This window comes from Pedobacter sandarakinus (genome assembly GCF_026240095.1).
Classification (GTDB): Bacteria; Bacteroidota; Bacteroidia; order Sphingobacteriales; family Sphingobacteriaceae; genus Pedobacter; species Pedobacter sandarakinus.
Window position 1 is genome coordinate 347,127 of record NZ_JAPIVG010000004.1, and the last position, 19,896, is coordinate 367,022.

General features: G+C 40.3%; 12 protein-coding genes and 1 tRNA gene. 4 read left to right on the forward strand and 9 right to left on the reverse strand.

The genetic code is table 11. From position 1 onward, the window contains the following. The first annotated feature begins 53 nt into the window (after positions 1-53). Positions 54-125, forward strand: a tRNA-Arg gene (locus tag OQ268_RS12965). Positions 126-295: 170 nt separating this feature from the next. Here OQ268_RS12965 and OQ268_RS12970 read toward each other — a convergent pair. From OQ268_RS12970 to OQ268_RS13005, 8 genes are read right to left on the reverse strand one after another with little or no spacing between them, the layout of a single operon-like run. Continuing rightward, the gene (locus tag OQ268_RS12970) at positions 296-1,873 is read right to left on the reverse strand and encodes a sulfatase family protein (RefSeq protein ID WP_265856575.1); all 1,578 of its coding nucleotides are present in this window, start codon (positions 1,871-1,873) and stop codon (positions 296-298) included. 51 nt (positions 1,874-1,924) lie between these two features. Beyond that, positions 1,925-3,094 carry a hypothetical protein gene (locus OQ268_RS12975; protein WP_265856577.1) on the reverse strand — a complete coding sequence of 390 codons (1,170 nt, stop codon included), beginning with the start codon at positions 3,092-3,094 and terminating at the stop codon, positions 1,925-1,927. Beyond that, positions 3,091-4,269, reverse strand: a complete 1,179-nt coding sequence (locus tag OQ268_RS12980; RefSeq protein ID WP_265856579.1) for a family 43 glycosylhydrolase — start codon at positions 4,267-4,269, stop codon at positions 3,091-3,093. Before OQ268_RS12980 ends, OQ268_RS12975 begins: the two co-directional genes overlap by 4 nt. 13 nt (positions 4,270-4,282) lie before the next feature. Continuing rightward, positions 4,283-5,347: a glycoside hydrolase family 2 TIM barrel-domain containing protein gene (locus OQ268_RS12985; protein WP_265856581.1), complete on the reverse strand. Its 1,065-nt coding sequence runs from the start codon at positions 5,345-5,347 to the stop codon at positions 4,283-4,285. Positions 5,348-5,407: 60 nt separating this feature from the next. Continuing rightward, positions 5,408-6,883, reverse strand: a complete 1,476-nt coding sequence (locus tag OQ268_RS12990; protein ID WP_265856583.1) for a RagB/SusD family nutrient uptake outer membrane protein — start codon at positions 6,881-6,883, stop codon at positions 5,408-5,410. A gap of 17 nt (positions 6,884-6,900) precedes the next feature. Continuing rightward, positions 6,901-9,990, reverse strand: a complete 3,090-nt coding sequence (locus OQ268_RS12995; protein WP_265856585.1) for a SusC/RagA family TonB-linked outer membrane protein — start codon at positions 9,988-9,990, stop codon at positions 6,901-6,903. Positions 9,991-10,009: 19 nt separating this feature from the next. Beyond that, complete coding sequence (locus OQ268_RS13000; protein ID WP_265856586.1) at positions 10,010-11,233, reverse strand: hypothetical protein; 1,224 nt, start codon at positions 11,231-11,233, stop codon at positions 10,010-10,012. 12 nt (positions 11,234-11,245) lie between these two features. Further along, positions 11,246-12,955 (reverse strand): arylsulfatase, encoded by a 1,710-nt coding sequence (locus OQ268_RS13005; RefSeq protein ID WP_265856587.1) that lies wholly within the window; start codon positions 12,953-12,955, stop codon positions 11,246-11,248. 166 nt (positions 12,956-13,121) lie between these two features. Here OQ268_RS13005 and OQ268_RS13010 point away from each other — a divergent pair, with 166 nt between their 5' ends. Continuing rightward, positions 13,122-17,123 carry a hybrid sensor histidine kinase/response regulator transcription factor gene (locus tag OQ268_RS13010; RefSeq protein ID WP_265856588.1) on the forward strand — a complete coding sequence of 1,334 codons (4,002 nt, stop codon included), beginning with the start codon at positions 13,122-13,124 and terminating at the stop codon, positions 17,121-17,123. A 218-nt stretch (positions 17,124-17,341) separates the two neighbouring features. On the opposite strand, the gene tatA is transcribed toward OQ268_RS13010, so the two are convergent. Beyond that, positions 17,342-17,533, reverse strand: coding sequence for a twin-arginine translocase TatA/TatE family subunit (gene tatA, locus OQ268_RS13015; protein WP_265856589.1), 192 nt, complete (start codon positions 17,531-17,533; stop codon positions 17,342-17,344). Between the two features lie 215 nt (positions 17,534-17,748). Here tatA and OQ268_RS13020 point away from each other — a divergent pair, with 215 nt between their 5' ends. After that, a complete protein-coding gene (locus OQ268_RS13020; protein WP_265856590.1) occupies positions 17,749-18,282 on the forward strand; it encodes an OmpA family protein in 534 nt (177 codons plus the stop codon). Positions 18,283-18,538: 256 nt separating this feature from the next. Beyond that, positions 18,539-19,888: a M20/M25/M40 family metallo-hydrolase gene (locus OQ268_RS13025; protein ID WP_265856591.1), complete on the forward strand. Its 1,350-nt coding sequence runs from the start codon at positions 18,539-18,541 to the stop codon at positions 19,886-19,888. Positions 19,889-19,896: the final 8 nt, after the last annotated feature.

Sequence of the window (19,896 nt, forward strand, 5' to 3'; positions counted from 1 at the left end):
TAAATTGGATTTAGAAAAAACTAAGTTTTCATTTTCTATATTTGCAGCCGCAAGCTCCCGTAGTTCAATGGATAGAATTATGGTTTCCGGTACCATCGATATGAGTTCGAATCTCGTCGGGAGCACTATACGAGACAAACCAGTTTTTAAGCTGTTTGTCTCGTTTTTTGTTAAAAAACAAATAGAATATAATTTGATCAAGGTCTCGGGTAGAGGGCTAACTTGGGCTGGTTGAGCTTCATTAGAGATAAAAAGCAATATTCCGAACATTGCTTAATGTTTCATTGTTGCCCAACTAATCTCTACCTGATGGTTTTGCAACGGCGTGAGCTAATTGGTTTCGCATTTGTGCTACCCGCTCTGGCATTTCCGTTGCAAGGTTATGCAATTCGGAGGGATCATTATTAAGATTATACAGTTGGTCTGTTTGAGTTAAGCCTGTTTCGATAGCTTTATTATTAAGCCAAGGTGGCGGCACCTTACTTACAGGAGCAATATACTTCCATTCTGCAATCCTAATTGCTAATGTAAATGATTCTTGTATCATAGACTGCCTCCCAATCTTGGTGTCTCCCATGAACGCACTTAAAAGATCTTGGCTATCTAAGGCAACTTCTTTAGAGGCGAAGCTTGACCCTACAAGTTTTGCAAGAGAAGCGAAGAGGTCTACCTGGTTAATTACTGCACTGCTGTGTCCATTTTTAATCCTCAAAGGCCATCGGGTTATCGTTGGCATCCTACTTCCACCTTCGTAAGCACTATACTTCCCTCCCCTGTATATCCCAGCTGGAGTATGGTTTCCTACTAAACTAGCTGCGCCATCCTCATACCCATCATCGAGTACCGGGCCATTGTCACTTGTAAATATAACTAGCGTATTCCTATCCAACCCTTTGATACTTAAGGCGTGCATTATTTCCCCAACCATCCAATCCATCTCCACAATTGCGTCGCCACGTGGGCCCATTTTGGTGGCGCCCACAAATTTTGCATTTGGAGATCTGGGCACATGAATACTAGGCAATGCGTAGTACAGAAAAAAAGGCTGATTCTTACTGGAAGTAATAAATGCTTGAGCTTGTTTGGACAGTACATTTGCAAAATCCTCATCTTTCCAATATGCCTGATGCCCTCCACTCATATAGCCGATTCTACTGATGCCGTTTACTATTGTTCCGCTGTGCTGCGCATCGGCTTTCATTTTAAGTAAACCTGGATTTTCCGTTCCTGTTGGGTCGGAGCCAATTCTTTTATTATAGTCGACCAGGATCGGGTCTGACTGATCTAATTTTGCAACCTGATGATTTTCAACAAAAACTGTGGGTACCCGATCTGCCGTAGCAGGAATGATGAAACTGTAGTCGAAACCAATTTCGAGGGGGCCGGGTTTAATTTCACTATTCCAGTTTATCTTTCCATCTCCAAGACCCAGGTGCCATTTCCCAACCACGCCTGTTCTATAACCAGCAGCTTTGAGCATGCTTGCAATAGTTGGCTGATTTTTTGGAATGATGAGTGGTGCATCCCCAGGAAGAATGGCCGCGTTATTTCTAAAAGCATAATTCCCCGTGAGGAGCGAATATCTTGATGGCGTACAGGTTGAGGCGCTGGAATATGCATTGGTAAACAGTAGTCCTTCACTCGCCAATTTATCAATATTGGGTGTTTTCACACCTTTGGCTCCATAGCACCCTAGATCCCCGTAACCCAAATCATCCACATAAATGAGTAAGATGTTTGGTTTTCTTGTTGTCTCTTCATCCCGGTGCACGCAAGAAACAACCAGTCCTAAAATACATGCTGAAACAAAAGTTAGACCTAATTGGGATTGCACTAAATTAATAACCTTATTCAATAAAAAAGAATGTTTCATCCTCATGAGCATATAAATTTATAGATGGTTAGATGACTTACCTAGAACCAATTATTGGCTCGTCGACAGGCTAAATTTACCTAATAAATCAATAAAATCTGGGTAAGACAAGGGGTTTCTATAATATTCCTGTTTATCATTAAACCCAAAAGTTTTTTGCAAGAAAAGTGGGTTTAAAAACCATGAGGCTGATGTTACTTTTACATCTTTCTCGTATCCCTGTTGGAAGAGCGGATATGTTGCCCATTTAACATGATAGATTTGATAGTATCGATAAAATGTATTGAGGTAGTGCGGTACGTACCAATCCTGCGAGCTAAACATCTCTAACCATTGCTTGTAGGGTACTTTTCCATTATTCGCCAGGGCCAGCCATTCGTAAACTTTAAGGTCTGCAGGCAAATTGTTTTGCCTAATAAATGTCATTCCTTGCTTAGAGGAAGCGATAAGATCGCCGAAATGTTTGTTGTATAACCTGAACATGGAAAATTCTGGAACAACAATGGGTTTGCTGGGCATTAATTTCCTTACAAAACTTAATGCCTGATCAATCTGAAGTGTATCTGCAATATGCAAATGCACCGCAAGTCCTTTAATGTCAGCATTTTCCTGTGCCAGTTTGATCAACCCTAACACCCCGGGTTTCTCCTGTTGGGCTTTCTCAAAAAGGGCAGGCAAGGAACCGGCATAAAAATCAGGCATTTTTAGTTGTTGATGACCTTGATAATATGCCCTTACATGCTGTAGCAACCGATTGGTAAAAATAACTAGTGGCACATTGCCATTGCTATTAAATTGCAGGTCAGACTCCATTGTTTCAAGGTTTGGTTCGTTACCCAATTTAAAAGTTTTAATGTAAGGCGCTACCCGGTCCAAAATCTCATCCACTACGGTAAAGTATTCCTTCTCTTGAGCGGAATCTGGTAAGGGCATTAACTGTTTTCGGGCTTTGAAGTCCCACCTAAAACCAAAAGCAATTTCATAGCCCATTTTACCCGCATCTATAACTTTTTGCAATGCGGTGTCCGTTTTTGGGTGGAGTTTGCCTTCGACATAATCCAAAATACGTGGCGTAGTCCTAATGAGTTTAACATTAAGTTTTTTTACGTAGTTCAGGTCGATGTTCTCGGGATTGTGGTTAAAATTTAAGCCCAGTTGTTGCGCACTAACCTTCGAAAGAAACAAGGTTGTAAGTAACAATACTATCACTACTTTCTTCATTTGATCGATTTTAGGTCGCCGTAAAAGATCCTGGCTCGTTCTGCATCAGGCATTAGCTTATTATTAACCCATTTCATCGGCACTACTGCCGGCCTGCATGTTACGTCAAATTTGGTTCCCATAATCCCCCTTGGATTGAAAAATGTGGTCGACCACCAATTATTTCTTGCATCCTTAAATAAGTTATTATGTCCACCTTCCAGAATTGCCGGATATCGCGGTCCGTATGGGCCGTATATATTTGTAGATTCTGCCACAACAACATCGTAGCTATATAACGCTTTATCTTTTTTCTCATCTCGGAGATAAGTAAACGTTCCATCTGGTTTTTTTATCGACCAAACAGTCTGCAGAAGTTGGTATTTTCCGTTGTATTTATCTAGCCAAACCCCCTCTATATAAGGTTCGGTTTCGTAGGGTGTTTCCCTAAAATTTCGAAATGGCTCTGCAATGTTGCTAAGGTCTGCATTCATTTTTGCAATGTAGTGGTTATGCCCTACCAAATAAACCTCGCCTGTGGTGTCTTCAAAAATTCCCAGATCTATGTTTGGAAAAATCGCTTTATCCTGGTTGCCTTTAATATTTCGGTATGGCCCTTCGGGTTTTCCCGACACGCTTTCGAGTACGAAAGACCCATTTGCACCATTTAGACAGGCCGCAAGTAACCATTTTTTCTGACTTTTGATGTAATGAAGTTCTGGTGCCCAAACCGCCCTATAAATTGAATCCAATGGATCTCCATTTAATGATTTTGATCCGGGTTTAATTGGTTTTCCTTTCTTTTGCCACGGGGCGGCATCCTTATCGAAGGTCCAGATTGCACCCAAAGCTTCCCATGATTTCATATCTTTAGATCGCCAGAGATACAACCCATCGTTGTAGTCCCAACAGTGGATCTGACCAGGAAAAATGCGCCCTGGTGAAGCCGTGGTTCCCGTTAAGTAGAAGTAGTTATCTGGACCTTTTGTTACGTAGGTATCCCGCATCCAAATGTCCAATATGGGTTTAACAGACGATGGCATTTTAAGCGTACTGTTTCCAACTGGTGCAACCGGATTGCTAAAGGCTGGTTTTGATGGTCTTTCTTTAATTGTTTGGGCGTGCAAAAAAAAATGTTGCCCCAAAAGCAGCAGTAGCACTTTGGCTACTCTACTGCAAAATACATTTACCGACATCTAATCTCTGTTTCTATTTATTTTTTACTTCATTTATTCTTTTTATAGTTTCGACTTCTGATGCACTAAATGGCGTTCCATCTTTCCTTAAGATATCATGAAACCAAAGTTCTGGCTCTCTACCATCTGGCATTGGTGTATCCCAAGCGTAAATGGTATTGGTTTTACCTGAAACAAATCCCCAGTTTATAGCACCAATTTTTTCTTCTTTTAAGAGGGGCATAATGTTCGAAAAAAGACTGCCATTTCTCCTCGCCATATACTCCGAGCAGATGATTGGTCTGTCATACTTTTTCAGTGCTGCTATCTCGTTTTTATGGTTATCAGTGTAGGCATAGTTATGATAGGTAATGATATCAGAATTTTCTAGCTGAAACTGATTGAGTACTTTAAATTTTTCTCCATGGTTCCAGATGGCAGAAGTTATTGGCTGCTGGGTATCAATTTGTTTCGCCCATTGAAATACTGCCTTTAAAAGTGGAAGACTTTTATCGAAATTTTTGTTATTCCCTGGTTCGTTATATAAATCCCATGCTAAAATGCGATTGTCATTTTTAAAGGTTTCCATGACATCTTTTACATAGCTCTCCAAAACATTCAATAACTCGGGTTCGCTATAAAGCTTTGTTCCCGGATCTCTTACCCAGCCACTATTATGGACACCTGGTTTTGGTTCAGGCTGATTTCCTGCTGCATAGCTATCATTCCAGCAATCGTCGAAAAATACAAAAATGGTTTTTATTCCATGTTTTTGAGAAATGGATAGGTATTGATCTAACCTTTTCTTGAAACCCGCTTTGTCTGTAGTCCATAACAGGTGGTGCAGATAGACTCTCATGGTATTAAATCCAAGGTTGGAGGCCCATCCCAATTCTCTATCGATGGTTTGTGGATCAAAAGTTGCCGATTGAAACATCTCCAATTGGTTAATTGCGGTACTAGGCTGAAAATTACAGCCCCTTGGCCAAGCTTGTTTCTTATACCATTCATTGGCCTTTGCGGCAGACCATTTCTGATTTTGTCCATTTACAGAAGCTGCTAGGAATAACATCAAAACAATCAGGATATTTCTTTTCATATTTTATGGATTTTAGATTAAAAATTGGGAATGGCAGATACCATTCCCATTGTGAGCATATTAATAACCCGGGTTTTGAACGATCAAATTATTGGCTTGTATTTCAGATTGTGGAATGGGGAACAATAGCTTATTGTTGGTCGCTAAATTTGCACTGATGCCCCTTGAGATTGCTGCAGACAAGAATGTTCCCTGCCTGATTAAATCTTCACGGCGCTTACCCTCACTAATGAATTCCCATCCACGCTCTCTAAATATGGCATCTCTAAAAGCATCTTTGGTTGGGGCATCTGTTAAGGTAAGGTTATTAATACCGGCTCTAGCCCGCACTTGGTTTATCAACGAAAAACATTCCGTGCTTGGCACTGCCGAAAGCTCATTAAGTGCCTCAGCCCTGGCCATTAAAATATCGGCATACCTAAGCAATGGCACATCGTTCCCACTGTTATTTCCAATGGTTGCGTTATCAAAATATTTGAAACTTCGGGCATTGTCTCCTGTAAGGATATTGATGGTAGCGTTGCTTGAGTTAATGTAGCTGGTACAAATTAATGAACGTCTCCTATCGTTGGCTGCCATGCTGTTTACAAACGCTGTACGTAAACGATACTGGGTGGCGAAGTTAGACATGGTAGCCTGGTAAATAAATTCGGGAACTTGTGGTGTGCTCTTAAAAGCCGGAGGAAGTGCACCTGCCATAAACCAATTGCCGAAATCAACCTCATTTCTACAAGGAAGTACCAACATCATTTCCTTATTATTAATGCCTTCATTTTCTACCTTAAACAGATCTTTAAACTGCAACTGAGTTGTAGAATAGTAGTTAAAATCGATAACCGCTTTTGCTGCATCTGCTGCCTTTTGCCACTGTTTGGTGTTTAGAAAGAACTTTGCAAGTATACCATTTGCATTTCCTTTATTAAACCTACCGTAAGCTTCCTCCCTTCCGGGGTCTGGAAGATCTGCAATCGATTGAGAGATTTCCCCTTCGATAAAAGCTTTCATCTCATCATCAGTTGCCCTTGCTAAATTAGCATCCTGTGAAGTGCTTGTTCTTAATGGAACTGGCCCAAACCAGTTGTAAAGTATTGCGTAAGCATGGGCCCTAAGCACTCTTGCCTCTGCCCTGAACAGGCGCTTCCTGGCATCTGAAGTGTTAACGTTATCAATATTTTCAATTACCCCGTTGGCATCTCTAATACACCTGTAGTTTGGTGCCCAAACATCGGCCTGAAAGGTAAGCAAATCAGTATTCCATGTAAAATTGATAATTGGAAGCAATTGTGCATTCTCGGCACCTCCAGAATTGAAGGCCATATCTGTACAAACCTCTGAATCGTTAATTACAAACCTGGAATTCTGCTGTGTTTGTTGCTCGGCATATGCAGAAAAGAGCAGCGAGCGGATGCCGTTTTCTGAAGTGAGTACATTGCTGGGTGCAAATTCTGAATTCGGAGACACCTCCAGCATCTTTTTACAAGAGGTCTGTAACATAAGCAGACCAATCAGGCACATATATATCGAAATATTTTTCATGTTATTTTTCATTTTAATTAAAGCTGAAGATTAATACCACAGGTGAAGGTTCGGGTTAAAGGATAGGAATTGTAGTCTACCCTTAAAATATCATCACCAATAGCATTCACCGCCGGATCGGCGCCTTTGTAATTTGTAATCGTGTACAAGTTTTGTCCGTTTACAAAGATTACCGCATTGCTGATAAATTTATTCTTCGGAAGCGGCAGCTTATAGGATAGTCTTACCGCCTGGAGCCTTAAATATGAAGCATCTTCCACAGTTTTGTTATTTACCTGCCTTTGCCCCTGCACGTCGCCTGGAATAAAAGATGGGAATTCATTGCTTGGATTAGTGGCAGTCCATCTATTCAGGTAGAGATCAGCCAACTTATTTCTTCTAAAATCTACAGGATAATAAGAATCTACCAAACTACTATTAAGCATTTTGGCGCCATGAGAGCCTTCTAAGAAAACTGCCAGCGATAGTTCTTTGTAACTCACATTAGTATTAAATCCATAATAAAAATCTGGAAGTGAGTTGCCTAAAATTACGCGATCTTGAGGATTGATGAGTCTGTTTCCATCGATGTCTCTGTATTTAAAATCCCCAGGCCTAACACCAGGCTGAGCAGTAGAAAAATCATCACCAGTTTGCCAAACACCATCTATAATGTATCCATAAAATGAACCCATCGATTCGCCTGGCCTTAGAATGCTATACTCTCCGATACTACCGGGGCCGGTACCTATAAACTGGGTTACCCTACCAAGACTAAGGATTTTATTTTTTAGCGTGGTGAGGTTGAATCCGGCATCCCACTTTACCTTATCTCCATTCAATATTGTTCCATTCAGTGAAAATTCCATACCAGAATTCTTCATGCTTCCTACATTCTCTGTTCTTGCTCCAAAGCCAGTACTTAATGGTTGAGGAACACTATATAGTAAATTAGATGTTTTTCGCTGATAGTATTCTACTGTTCCGGAAATTCTTGATTTAAAAAAGGCAAAATCTAATCCAAAATCGAGCTGACGTGCTGATTCCCATTGCAACGCAGGATTTGGACTACGTGAAGGGGCAAGGGAGCTTGCTCTTTGACCATTGAACACGGCATCTCTTCCTCCAGCGTAGGTAGTGAAATACAGGTAATTAACGTTAGGCTGATTGCCGATGGCACCATAGCTGGCCCTAAGTTTTAAATCATCGATAAAGGTTGCGGCCTTAAGGAAGTTTTCTTCTTTTACTTTCCAAGCCAACGCTGCAGAAGGAAAGAAGCCAAACCTATTCTCTGGCCCAAACCTGGCAGAACCATCTGCTCTGAAAGATGCGGTAAAAAGGTATTTGCCCATGAAAGAATAATTAACCCGTCCAAGGTAAGACAATAGTATATTTTCCTGAACACCGTTAGATACGCCATTGAGGGTAGAGACTCCTGATCCTAATGCATAGTAGGTAAGGTCGGGAAGGGCAAAAGACCTGGCGTTGGCGACCAAAGAACTAGAGGTGTACCGTTCATATGTAGCTCCGCCGACAGCAGAAATGCGGTGGTGTCCGAATTCTTCGTTATAATTAAGTGTGCCCTCGAAAAGGTAATATCCACGCTTTCCGTCCCTTACATCAGCATAGCCTCCATAAGATGCGCCAGTTAAGGTCGACGGATCAATCCAGAATGATCTCATGGTATTGTTGAAATCAGCGCCCAATTTACCTTTGATGGAAAACGTTGGTGCAATAAAATATTCTCCATAGATATTTCCAAAAGTACGGTAGGTATCTCCTATAGAATACTGCCCATTTATTACAGCCAATGGATTATCCATCGGTGCCATAAGTGGCGAGCGGTAATAACTGCCATCTGGATTATATGCTGGTGAAGTAGGATCGTAATTTTGGGCCATATACAAAGCGCTGGCATTATCATTTAACCCCGTTCCGTTAGCATTATAATTATCCCTGTTGTAAGATGTGGTAAGGCTTAGCCCGACATTGTATTTCGATGCTATTCCGTTTTCGATATTTACCTTGGCATTGTAGCGCTTAGTGGCTGAATTGAGCATAATACCATCTTGACCAAAATACCCTGCCGAGATGTAAAACTTGGTGTTGTTACCACCGCCGCTGAAAGAAATATCATGCGACTGTATCGGGGCATTTCGCAATAGTAAGCCTTGCCAGTCGGTATTGTAATTTGTTCCGGTAACAAGCGGATAATTTGCGGTGTTTAGGTTATTTTCGTTTATAATACCATTGATTGTTCTGGTGTATTCCTCGCCGTTCATAAAGCGCTGGGTATTGGCAACCCTTTGTTGTCCGTAGCTGCCATTATAAGATACATTGATCTTGCCCTCCTTGCCTTTTTTTGTTGTGATTAAAACCACACCATTGGCACCCCTTGAACCATAGATTGCTGTAGCAGATGCATCTTTAAGAATCTCGATGGATGCAATGTCTGATGGATTGAGTGCATTGAGCGGAGATCTGTTGTTTGGGTTGCTGGTTGCGCCACCTGTACTGGCCGCACCAATTGCAGCCGCATCATTGATCGGCATTCCACCCACTACATAAAGAGGCGCATTGTTGCCCGTAATTGAAGTTATACCACGTATCTGCACACTCATAGCGGCGCCAGGTTCTCCACTTTTTTGGTAGATCTGCACACCAGGGGTACGACCCTGCAGTGATTGCTGGAGGTTTATGTTGGCACCCTTGGTAAGATCTTCAGCTTTTATTGAAGCCACAGAACCTGTAAGATCGCTTTTCCTTACTGTTCCATACCCAATAACTACGACTTCATTCAAAGTCTTATCTTCCGATTCGAGCACTACATTCACCTGCGTTCGGCCATTAACGTCTACTTCTTTCGTTGCATAGCCCAAGAAGCTGAATATAAGCGTCTCGTTGGTACCGTTTAGGCCGATCGTATAATTTCCTTTATTATCAGAAACCGCACCTCCGGCCGAATTTTTTACCTTCACACTTACCCCAGGCAATCCTCCCCCACTTCGATCGGTAATTTTGCCACTAACTGCTGTCTTTTGCGCATAGAGCCCAAAGGATAAGACAATCAGGAAAAACATGAGCAGAAACTTGAGACTGCTAATGAATTGCGTATTGATTTTGTTCATATTATATATATTTATTTGGTTAGTTACAAGGATTTTCATCAACAGCAATCTTTAGAAAGAGATCTAAAAAGCTGTAGGATTTTTGGCTTCGTCCATTCAGCATTTCAACCGATCTATTCATAAAAAGCCCATTCAATACCCACGGATCTGTTGTTGCGGTGAAGTCGGTATTTAATGGATAGGACTGCCTGAGGGCATAAAATGAAAGGTAAACGTTTCCGGCATTTTTCAGGATGTTATAGGCGGCACACAAATAGTTCTTCCTGCTTTCTATATAAGGTGAATTTCTACAGAAGGCATACCATTCCTCCGCTGGTCGAGGATTTTTAAGCGCATAATCAATATACTGGAAATTGGTAGTAACATTAGCGGGAGGTGTAAAAATTCGGTCTGTAGCACTTGCATTTGCTGCTGTGATGAATGCAGAAGAAATTGCTGCATTGTTATTACTTTTCCAGTAAGGCATAAGTGAAAATTCTGTTACCAGGATTTTCTGATTATCTCTGATCTTGCTTTTGGCGAAATTTATTGCTGATGTTAAAAGCTCAACCGCAGCATGGTGACTGTGGATGTCTACCCCAGCAAGGTATGGAGTAGCCTTAACAAAAGCCAAAAGATTATTATGTCCGGGATCGTTTTGCCTGTTTGCCTCATCCAACCTATCCAAGGCGCCTAAAAACATTGGCTTTTTGATGTTATTTAGAGTGAAATAATTATTTGCCCTCTCACAAGCGGCACGATAAAAACTGTTTAATGGTTCATTCCAACTCGCCTGATCTGCCTCAATAAAAGGTTCGTTACCAACAACTAAGACATCAGTGTTTGCCATTACTTTAGCAAGCAATGGCTGGATAAAATTTAAGTAATTGTTCCATTCAGTGCTATTAACTGCGGGAAAACCATTCTGCTTGAAGTCAAATTTTAGATTTAGTACTGTTTTGTATCCTTTGGATTTTAATAAATTATAAGCAGCAATTTTAGGATCGATATTTAAAGATCCGGCTTTATACACATCAATAACCTCAACGAAACACCTTACCCATTTGGTCTTGCTATCGGCTAAGTCATTGTAATCGGTTACATCAACCTGTTCATTTAGGTTAATTCCCATTTTATAACTGTAATCAATGGGCTGTTGTGGCAGATCCGGTTCCTTAATCGTGATTAGGGCATTTTTGTCCTTACAGGAGAGTCCAAACATCAGGATTACCAATAAAGGAAATAAGTTTAGTAACTTGATCATAATATATAGTGGTTAGTTGTCATGGTTATTTTTCACTGCTTGTGGCTTAGGGAATACCTTGTATTCTTCTGCCAAATTGGTCCATGCCGCTGTCATCTGGCGGACTTTTTCAGGATATTCGGCAGATAGGTTATGGATTTCTGACCTGTCTGTATGCAAATCATAAAGCTCCCATTGTTCTTTAGCTGTTGTTCTGACAATTTTCCAATCACCAACCCTTAGCGCCGCTGCGCCATTGTGCTCCCAAAAGAGCGTTCTATCTGAAGCCTTGGTTGCAGTGCCCTCAAAAACTGGGAAAAGGCTTTTCCCTGGGTTTTTGATTATTGTATTGCCTTCAAAAGTAGATGGGTATTTCGCCCCAGACACCTGTAAGCAGGTTGCCATAAGGTCGATAACATGGGCAGGTGCATTGCTGATTTGCCCAGCCTTTATCTCTTCGGGCCAATAAGCAATGAATGGTGTTGCAATACCCCCTTCGTGTTCCTTAGACTTCCAATACCTAAATGGCGTACATGATACGTTTGCCCACTCCTGACCTATACCCGCATGCGTAGTCTGGGGCCCAGGAAGAACCTTTTTATCGACAGGAAAAACAATATTCTCTCCAGATCTTGTTGTTCCAGACCTATCGTAACCGGGGCCGAAAACTTCCGGGCGCTCTGGACTCGCACCATTATCAGAAAGAAACATTATGAGGGTATTATCCAGCTCCCCATTAGCTCTTAATTGCTTGATCAGCTTACCTACATTCTGATCTAAGCAGTCTACCATTGCTGCGTGAACAGCCATGGCTCTTGAGTCCCAGTTTTTGTCTGGGTTGCTTGCCCAATCTTTTTCCGGATACATGAACTGCGAAAGCCCCTCCGTTTTAGGATCAAGCAATCCCATTTTTATCATTCTTTTATAGCGCTGTTCTCTAGTATATTGCCATCCCTTTTTATAAGTATTTTCATACTTCTTTATATCAGATTCTAGCGCTTGCAAAGGCCAGTGGGGTGCTGTAAATGCCACGTAAAGGAAAAATGGATTGGCCTTGTTAGAGAAACCATTGATGTAATTAGCTGTTGAGTCTCCAATAACATTGGTGTAATAGAAGTTTTTGGGCACTTCTTTTACTGGCTTGCTGCCGTTAACAAGTGAAAACGGATCAAAGTAATCTACGACACCCCAGATATTTCCATAGAATTTATCGAAGCCCTTGTGTGTAGGATAAGAAAGCGTATCAGCAAAATCCTTGTCCTGGATTTTATGGTCGAGCCAAAGCAGTTGCTGTTGCTTATCGGGGAAAGCATTGGTTTCTGAAACATGCCATTTGCCAACCATACCGGTTTGGTAACCATCTTGTTTAAGCACCTGTGCAATGGTTACTGCATTGGCAGATAAGCTCCCCGTGTACCCTGGCTGGTTTTGATTCGTTGTCATATTGCCGATACCCGCCTGATGAGGATACAGGCCAGTTAGTAATGATGCCCTGGTAGGGCAGCAGCGGCTGGCGTTATAGAAACTTGTCATTTTGATACCGCCTTTTGCCAACCAATCCAGATTTGGAGTACTGATTTCTCCACCGTAACAACCCAAGTCGCTATACCCAAGGTCATCTGCCAAGATGATGATGATATTTGGCTTTTTTACTTTTGATGGATTTTTCTGAGCGAAGACAGTCGTGGTAATAAATAAGGGTACTAAAAAAAATGTCGCTTGTTTGAGTTGTGAAATTCTCATAAGATATTCATATTTGGTTGAGCAATATTAAATCAATCCCACATTTCTCATTAGCACCTACGTTTAATTAATAGGGATTTTTGTTCAAAACACGCCTTTCAGTGTAAGCTTAACCACGAATGCGATTTTTATTTAACAAATTAGCTAACCAAATAACTTTCGATTGATGAGAATACCATATATCCTTCTTCTCTTTATTATCTTGATTCCTGGGTACGTAGTTGCTCAAGACATCAGGTTTAGGAAGATTACATCTAACCAAGGACTTTCACATAATACGGTATATGCTATTGCGCAAGATAAAAGCGGAATGATGTGGTTTGCAACCCGGGAAGGATTAAATCGATATGATAGTTACAATATTAAAACCTATTATGTAAAAGATTCGAGACCAGGTGGCTCTGCCAATAGGATTAGCGCTCTTCTCAGCCTGGATGGATCCATCTATGCAGGTACAGATGATGGACTTTACTATTATGATGTTAAGACTGATGAACTCCAGAAATCTGTGGTGTTGCCCTCATCACAATCTGTATTGTGCCTAGCATCGCAGGGGAAGTCGATATTTGTAGGAACAACAGATGGGTTGTACGCAATTAACCGAGGGCATGCAAAGCGAATAAGTAAGAAAGGAGCCGCTGTAACAGCGATGTGTCCGATTGGAAAAGGACAGTTTCTTTTAGCGATAAATGAGGCAATTGAGATTATTGATTCCGAGGGGAACACCATCAAAACCTTTGGGGAATCTACCCTCGAAAGGATGGCTGGGGCCGCTGTGTTTAATATTACAAAAGATTTTGAAGGTAAGATTTGGTTAGCAACCAATAGGGGATTATTTAACTTCAACCAGGAAAGCGAAACTTTAACGAAAATTTATTTTGCTGGCTCTTCCTCTCCTGAAAGCAGCACTGTAAGGTCTGTTGCAAGAGATGGAAAAGATCATCTTTTTATTGGCACAGAAGAAGGACTTTTTGTTTACAACTTAAAGTCGGGTGAAGTAAAAAATTATCAACAATCTTTTGGCTTCAATCCCAAGAAACTTAACGATAATGCCATCTATTCTACCTTTGTTGCTAATGATGGTTCAGTTTGGATTGGCACGTACTTCGGGGGAATAAATTATATTCCTTCAGAATCGAACGGATTTACAAGTGTGATGCCATCTGATAATGCAAGCAGCCTAAATGGCAAAGCCATCAGCCAAATGATGGAGGATAAACAAGGGCGAATTTGGATTGGAAGTGAAGATGGAGGCATTGCTATTTTAAATAAGACGAGAGATAAATTTACGCCAATTAACAAAGATACACGCCCGTTTCATTTAACCACGAACAATGTGCATGCCATACACGATGATGGGTATGGAAATATTTGGGTGGGCACATTTTTAGGGGGGCTTCATCAATTTAATACTAAAGCGAATACGACTACCATCTATCGCACAAGTAAAAATAGTTTAAATGCGCTCTCTAATGATCAGGTATATTCCATTTACAGAGATCGCAAAGGCAAGTTGTGGATCGGAACCCAAAATGGATTAAACCTTTTTAATTATAGCAACAAAAAATTCAGCTTGTTTAAACCAGGCATTCTGGGCAACAAGTTCATTTACGATATTATCGAAGATTCTGTTGGCAACCTTTGGTTTTGTACACGTCAAAACGGCATCTTCAGGTACGACCCAAGTAACGATAAATTGATTAATTATCGGGCTAATGGCCCAAATCCTGTGTTATTAAGCAACCAGGTAATAAGTGTTTACATCGACAGCAGAAAGAATATGTGGTTTGGAACATTAGATGGTGGCGTAAGTTATTATAATCCAACAAAAAATATCTTCAAAAACCTGACGATAAAAAATGGGCTGGCTAATAACAATGTATATGGAATTTTAGAAGATAGTGATGGGAATATGTGGTTAACCACAAATCGCGGAATTTCGAAACTCGACATCAAGACAAAAAAATTCATTAATTATGATAGTAAGGTTGGCTTGCCATCAAACCAGTTCAACTTTAGGTCATATTTAAAAGATAGCAAAGGTCTGTTGTACTTTGGTAGTATTAATGGGTTGTGCATCTTCGACCCATCTGCTATTGGGAGAGCGCAAACTCAATTTCCTCTGGTTTTTACCGATTTCCAACTATTTAATAAGAGTATTGCACCTTCTACTTCATCAGTGTTGAGTAAACAAATAGATGCTGTTGATAAAATTTCTCTCGATTATGACCAAAACGTATTCACCATCAGCTATGCTGCCATTAATTATACCAATCCAGGAAGCACAAATTATAAGTATTTTTTGAAGGGTTTCGAAAGTAAATGGAATAATGTCGGCAATAAAATCAGTGTTACTTATACCAACCTTTCCCCAGGCGATTATGAATTCCATGTTAGGGCAATAGATGGCTCTGGCCGACTATCTAGTGCGGAACGAACGTTGAAAATAACTGTTGCTCCTCCATTTTACCTCACCAAAGTCGCATATCTATTTTATTTTGTTTTGATCATTTTAATAATATTGATATATACCCGCTTTGTTAAATTTCTCCAGCATAAAAAGTTAGAGGTAAAGCTCGAACGGATAGAGAAGGAAAAAATAAAAGAACTTACGCAACACAGGCTAAACTTTTTCACTTTCATATCGCACGAATTTAAAACGCCATTAACCCTAATCCTCGCCTCTATCGATAAATTTTTGGATGGAAAAAGTTTGGAGTTTAAAAAGAGCAGTGAGTTAGTAAATATTAAAAGCAATGCTTCTATCTTGTTTAAGCTGATACAGCAGCTAATGGAATTTAGGAAAATTGAAACCGACCATGATGCGATCAATTTATCGAGCGCAGATTTGGTTAAGTTCGTTGGTAATTGCGTATCAAACTTCGACACCATTACGCTAAAAAAAGGCATTTCGCTAGCATTTAAATCGTCACAACCAAACCTGCAATGTTTTTTTGATCAGGATAAAACAGAAAAAATATTATATAATTTGCTATCAAATGCGGTAAAAAATACAACAGATGGCAGTATCGAAGTGGTGTTGGATATTTTGGATCGAAACAATGATCAGAAGGCAATAAACATTATGATAAAAGATACGGGAAATGGTATGTCGCCAGACGACCTTGAAAATATTTTTAATCCCTTCTTTAAATCGCCCAAACATAAAGTAAACCAACAAGATAGCGGTTTAGGACTGGCCTTGGTTAATAGTCTGGTGAAGTATTTAGATGGAGAAATTAAGATAGAGAGCCAGCTAAAGGTGGGCACCATCGTGAGGTTGAGCATTCCGGTCTCCATACATCTAGAAGAAATTGGCGATCACAGATTGCACAAGCTAAAAATTGACACCTATGCGGCGAGAACTCAAATAGATACAACTCAACCGCCATTGATAAATGCCAAAAACAGGTTCAAGCTACTTATAGTTGAGGATAATAGGGAGTTGCTCACTTTCCTGTCTAACCATTTCTCTAGAGCATATGAAGTAATAACTGCAACTAACGGAGATATTGCATTGAGAAAAATAGGCAAGACCCCTCCAGATGTTATTGTTAGTGATGTTAAAATGCCAAAAATGGATGGCATTGAGCTATGTAGAAAACTAAAAACAAATAAGCAATACAACTACATCCCTTTCATACTGCTATCTGATAGCAATGGGGAAGCAACCAGGCTAGATGGACTCGATGTTGGGGCCGACGCGTACATTGCCAAGCCCTTTAATCTTAAAGAATTTGAGTTATTAATCTCAAATATGATTAATTCCAGGGTTAAACTGCGAGAGCATGTCATCGGTTCTGCAACACTCATTTCTAATAATTTACCAAGCAACAACAAGGATCAGGAATTTCTCTCAAACATCAGCCGGGTGCTGGAAAAAGGCTTCGGCAATCCAACATTAAGTGTCGAAGACATTGCTGCCGAATTGAACACCAGCCGAACATCATTGCACCTGAACCTAAAGAGAGTTATGGACAAGAATGCGTCTGAACTTTTGAATGAATATCGACTGAAAAAAGCTGCAATTATGCTTGGAAATAACATGCCGATAAACGAAGTTGCCTTTTATTGCGGTTACGCTGATCCCAATTATTTTAGCCGTGTATTCAAGAAGTTCTACGGAGATACACCGCAAAACTTTAAGAGAAAAATCCATACCGAATAAGGCTATCTGTATTTGGTGAAAACCTAAAATGGTTGAAGGCCGAGTAAAAACGCTGCGAATTGTGGTCTCACATTCAACCGTGGTCTTACATCCTGCTCGATGTTGGCTCCGTGTACTTAAAAAAAAGAAAACCGCAAACCTAAAAGGAATGCGGCCTCATTTATTAAATTCTAACCTAATTTTCTCTCAATAAGCAGTAGTAGAAAGTCTAAAGCGACTTAAACTACTTTTTCTTCAGCTTTCACTGGTACTGGTTCGCCTTCCTGGCCCTGTTTAAATTCTTTAATTCCTTTTCCTAAACCTTTCATTAATTCAGGAATTTTCTTTCCGCCAAACAATAATAGTATGGCAATGGCAAGAATAATCATTTCTGGGCCGCCTAATAATGCAGCAATAGTTACGTCTTTCATAGGTAAATCGTTTCGTTAAAATCATATACGCTAAAAGTTTAACCTTGGTTTTCGAAATCCTACATTATTATACAATTTGTTTTGCCTTGAAAACAATCTTTCCCTAAAGGAATTGGCCACGCATATAAGTTATACCCAAAAGAATCGTTATAGCTGTAATCAGATTTTTGTATGTTTGAAGCGAACACACAATTAACCATAAATCAATTTTAAACATGAACATCGTTAAAAAACTTCTTTTACCCACCTTTATCGTACTGTGCTCACTCTCTATTTATTCTTGCAAAACCAAGAAAATGGTTGCAAAACCTGCACCCGCACCAGTATCAAAACCAGCACCGCCGGTTGAAGAAAAGAAACCTGCACCAGTGCCAGAAGAAGCACCAGAAAAACCTGCTCCGGTAGAGAAGCCAAACTTCAACCTGGATAATATTCAGTTTGAATTCAATTCATTCGTGCTGAAAACCTCGTCTTTTTCAATTTTGGATAAAGCGGTTACAGAAATGAAAAAGGCACCCACTACGAAATTTGAGTTACACGGACATTCTTCTGCTGAAGGCTCACCAGAGCATAATATGTCTCTATCTGTCGATCGTGCAAATGCCGTGAAATCGTATTTTGTAAATGCTGGGTTCAATGCTTCGAACTTCACAATCATCGGTCATGGCGAGAAAGAACCCATCAGCACAAACAATAACGAAGAAGGAAGAATCTTAAACAGGAGGACTGAAATAAAAGTTCAGCAATAGTTTAATTTGCCAAAATTAAAAAACATACGGCGAAAACCCGGTAATTGGGAAAACAAAACGCTGTATGTTTTTTTTTGATACAACCATGCCAGGTATATGAGTGTGAATTTAAGTGAATTGCTTCTTATCCTCGCAAGCACTGTTTTTGCAGCACCATCTCAGATATCAATCAATCATTTTACAAGCTGATTTACCATTTAGTCGTCAGATTCATCAACCAATCGATATATTAGCTAAATAATTTTGCTTGTTATAGATGAAAAAAACTTACGCCTTATTAATATGCTCGGCTTTGACTTTTGGAAGCCAGGCCCAAACTACTGTTAACCGCCATCAGGAAATCGACCTTATGGTCAAGGCAGTAAATCAAGATTCCCTCAAATCTTATATCTCAAAAATGGTAGCTTTTGGTACGCGAAACACTTTAAGCGATATCAAAAGTAAAACTAAAGGTATTGGAGCAGCCAGAACTTGGGTAGTAAGTAAATTTACCCAGTTTGCAAAACAAAGCGATGGACGCCTATCGGCATTTTTGGATACCACAACCTTTAAACCCGATGGCAGGCGTGTTGATCAACCTACTTTGTTGGGCAACGCTGTAGCTATTTTAAAAGGTACCGACCCCAATGATAAGCGAGTATATGTAGTAAGCGGACATCTCGATAGCAGGGTAACCGATGTAATGAATAGGACAAGCGACGCACCAGGCGCCAATGATGATGGTAGTGGCGTGGCAGGTGTTATAGAGGCAGCAAGAATTATGAGCAAATACAAATTTGGTGCTACTATCATTTTTGTTGCAGTTAGTGGTGAAGAACAATCTCTATTGGGCTCCGGTTTCATGGCTGGCAAAGCAAAAAAAGAAGGTTGGAACATCGATGCCATGCTAAACAATGATATGATTGGCAGCAACAACAGCAGCGAAACCCAGATTATAGACAATACCAGATTGCGGGTGTTTAGCGAAGGTTTGCCGAGTTACGAACTGGAAAAAAATGCAAAAAATATCAGGCAGTTTGGACTGGAAAACGATGGAAGAAGCAGGCAATTGGCACGCTACGTTAAAGAGGTTGGCGAACGCTATGTAGACCAGTTGGAAGTTAAACTGATCTACAGGAACGATCGCTTTTTACGCGGTGGCGATCATACTCCATTCGTCGAAAACGGTTTCACTGCAGTTAGAATCACTGAAATGAACGAAAATTTCGATCATCAGCATCAAGATCTTAGAACCGAAAACGGCATTAGATATGGAGATTTGCAAGAGTTCATGGATTTCGAATATTTAAGAAAAAACACAGCTGTAAATATTGCTGTATTGGCCAATTTGGCTAAAGGACCTGCTTCGCCAACAGAAGTAAAAATAGATGTAAAAAATTTAAGTAACGCTAGCTTCTTGTATTGGAAAGCACCCTTAAATGGCAAGGCTAAAGGTTATTATGTTTTAATGAGGGAAACAAGTAGCCCCGTTTGGGAAAAAAAATTCTACACAACAGCAACCGAATTAAAAATTCCTTATAGTAAAGACAATTATCTATTTGCTGTTCAAAGTGTTGGTGCAGAAGACAATGAAAGCTTACCGATAGTGCCTGGAATAGGGAGATAATTGAAAAG

What these genes read in the sequence shown, in the direction of transcription:
- OQ268_RS13020 (WP_265856590.1), top strand. Translation starts at nt 17,749, where the DNA reads ATGAACATCGTTAAAAAACTTCTTTTACCCACCTTTATCGTACTGTGC.
- OQ268_RS12980 (WP_265856579.1), bottom strand. Translation starts at nt 4,269, where the DNA reads ATGTCGGTAAATGTATTTTGCAGTAGAGTAGCCAAAGTGCTACTGCTG.
- OQ268_RS13025 (WP_265856591.1), top strand. Translation starts at nt 18,539, where the DNA reads ATGAAAAAAACTTACGCCTTATTAATATGCTCGGCTTTGACTTTTGGA.
- OQ268_RS12995 (WP_265856585.1), bottom strand. Translation starts at nt 9,990, where the DNA reads ATGAACAAAATCAATACGCAATTCATTAGCAGTCTCAAGTTTCTGCTC.
- OQ268_RS12985 (WP_265856581.1), bottom strand. Translation starts at nt 5,347, where the DNA reads ATGAAAAGAAATATCCTGATTGTTTTGATGTTATTCCTAGCAGCTTCT.
- OQ268_RS13000 (WP_265856586.1), bottom strand. Translation starts at nt 11,233, where the DNA reads ATGATCAAGTTACTAAACTTATTTCCTTTATTGGTAATCCTGATGTTT.
- tatA (WP_265856589.1), bottom strand. Translation starts at nt 17,533, where the DNA reads ATGAAAGACGTAACTATTGCTGCATTATTAGGCGGCCCAGAAATGATT.
- OQ268_RS12970 (WP_265856575.1), bottom strand. Translation starts at nt 1,873, where the DNA reads ATGAAACATTCTTTTTTATTGAATAAGGTTATTAATTTAGTGCAATCC.
- OQ268_RS12975 (WP_265856577.1), bottom strand. Translation starts at nt 3,094, where the DNA reads ATGAAGAAAGTAGTGATAGTATTGTTACTTACAACCTTGTTTCTTTCG.
- OQ268_RS12990 (WP_265856583.1), bottom strand. Translation starts at nt 6,883, where the DNA reads ATGAAAAATATTTCGATATATATGTGCCTGATTGGTCTGCTTATGTTA.
- OQ268_RS13010 (WP_265856588.1), top strand. Translation starts at nt 13,122, where the DNA reads ATGAGAATACCATATATCCTTCTTCTCTTTATTATCTTGATTCCTGGG.
- OQ268_RS13005 (WP_265856587.1), bottom strand. Translation starts at nt 12,955, where the DNA reads ATGAGAATTTCACAACTCAAACAAGCGACATTTTTTTTAGTACCCTTA.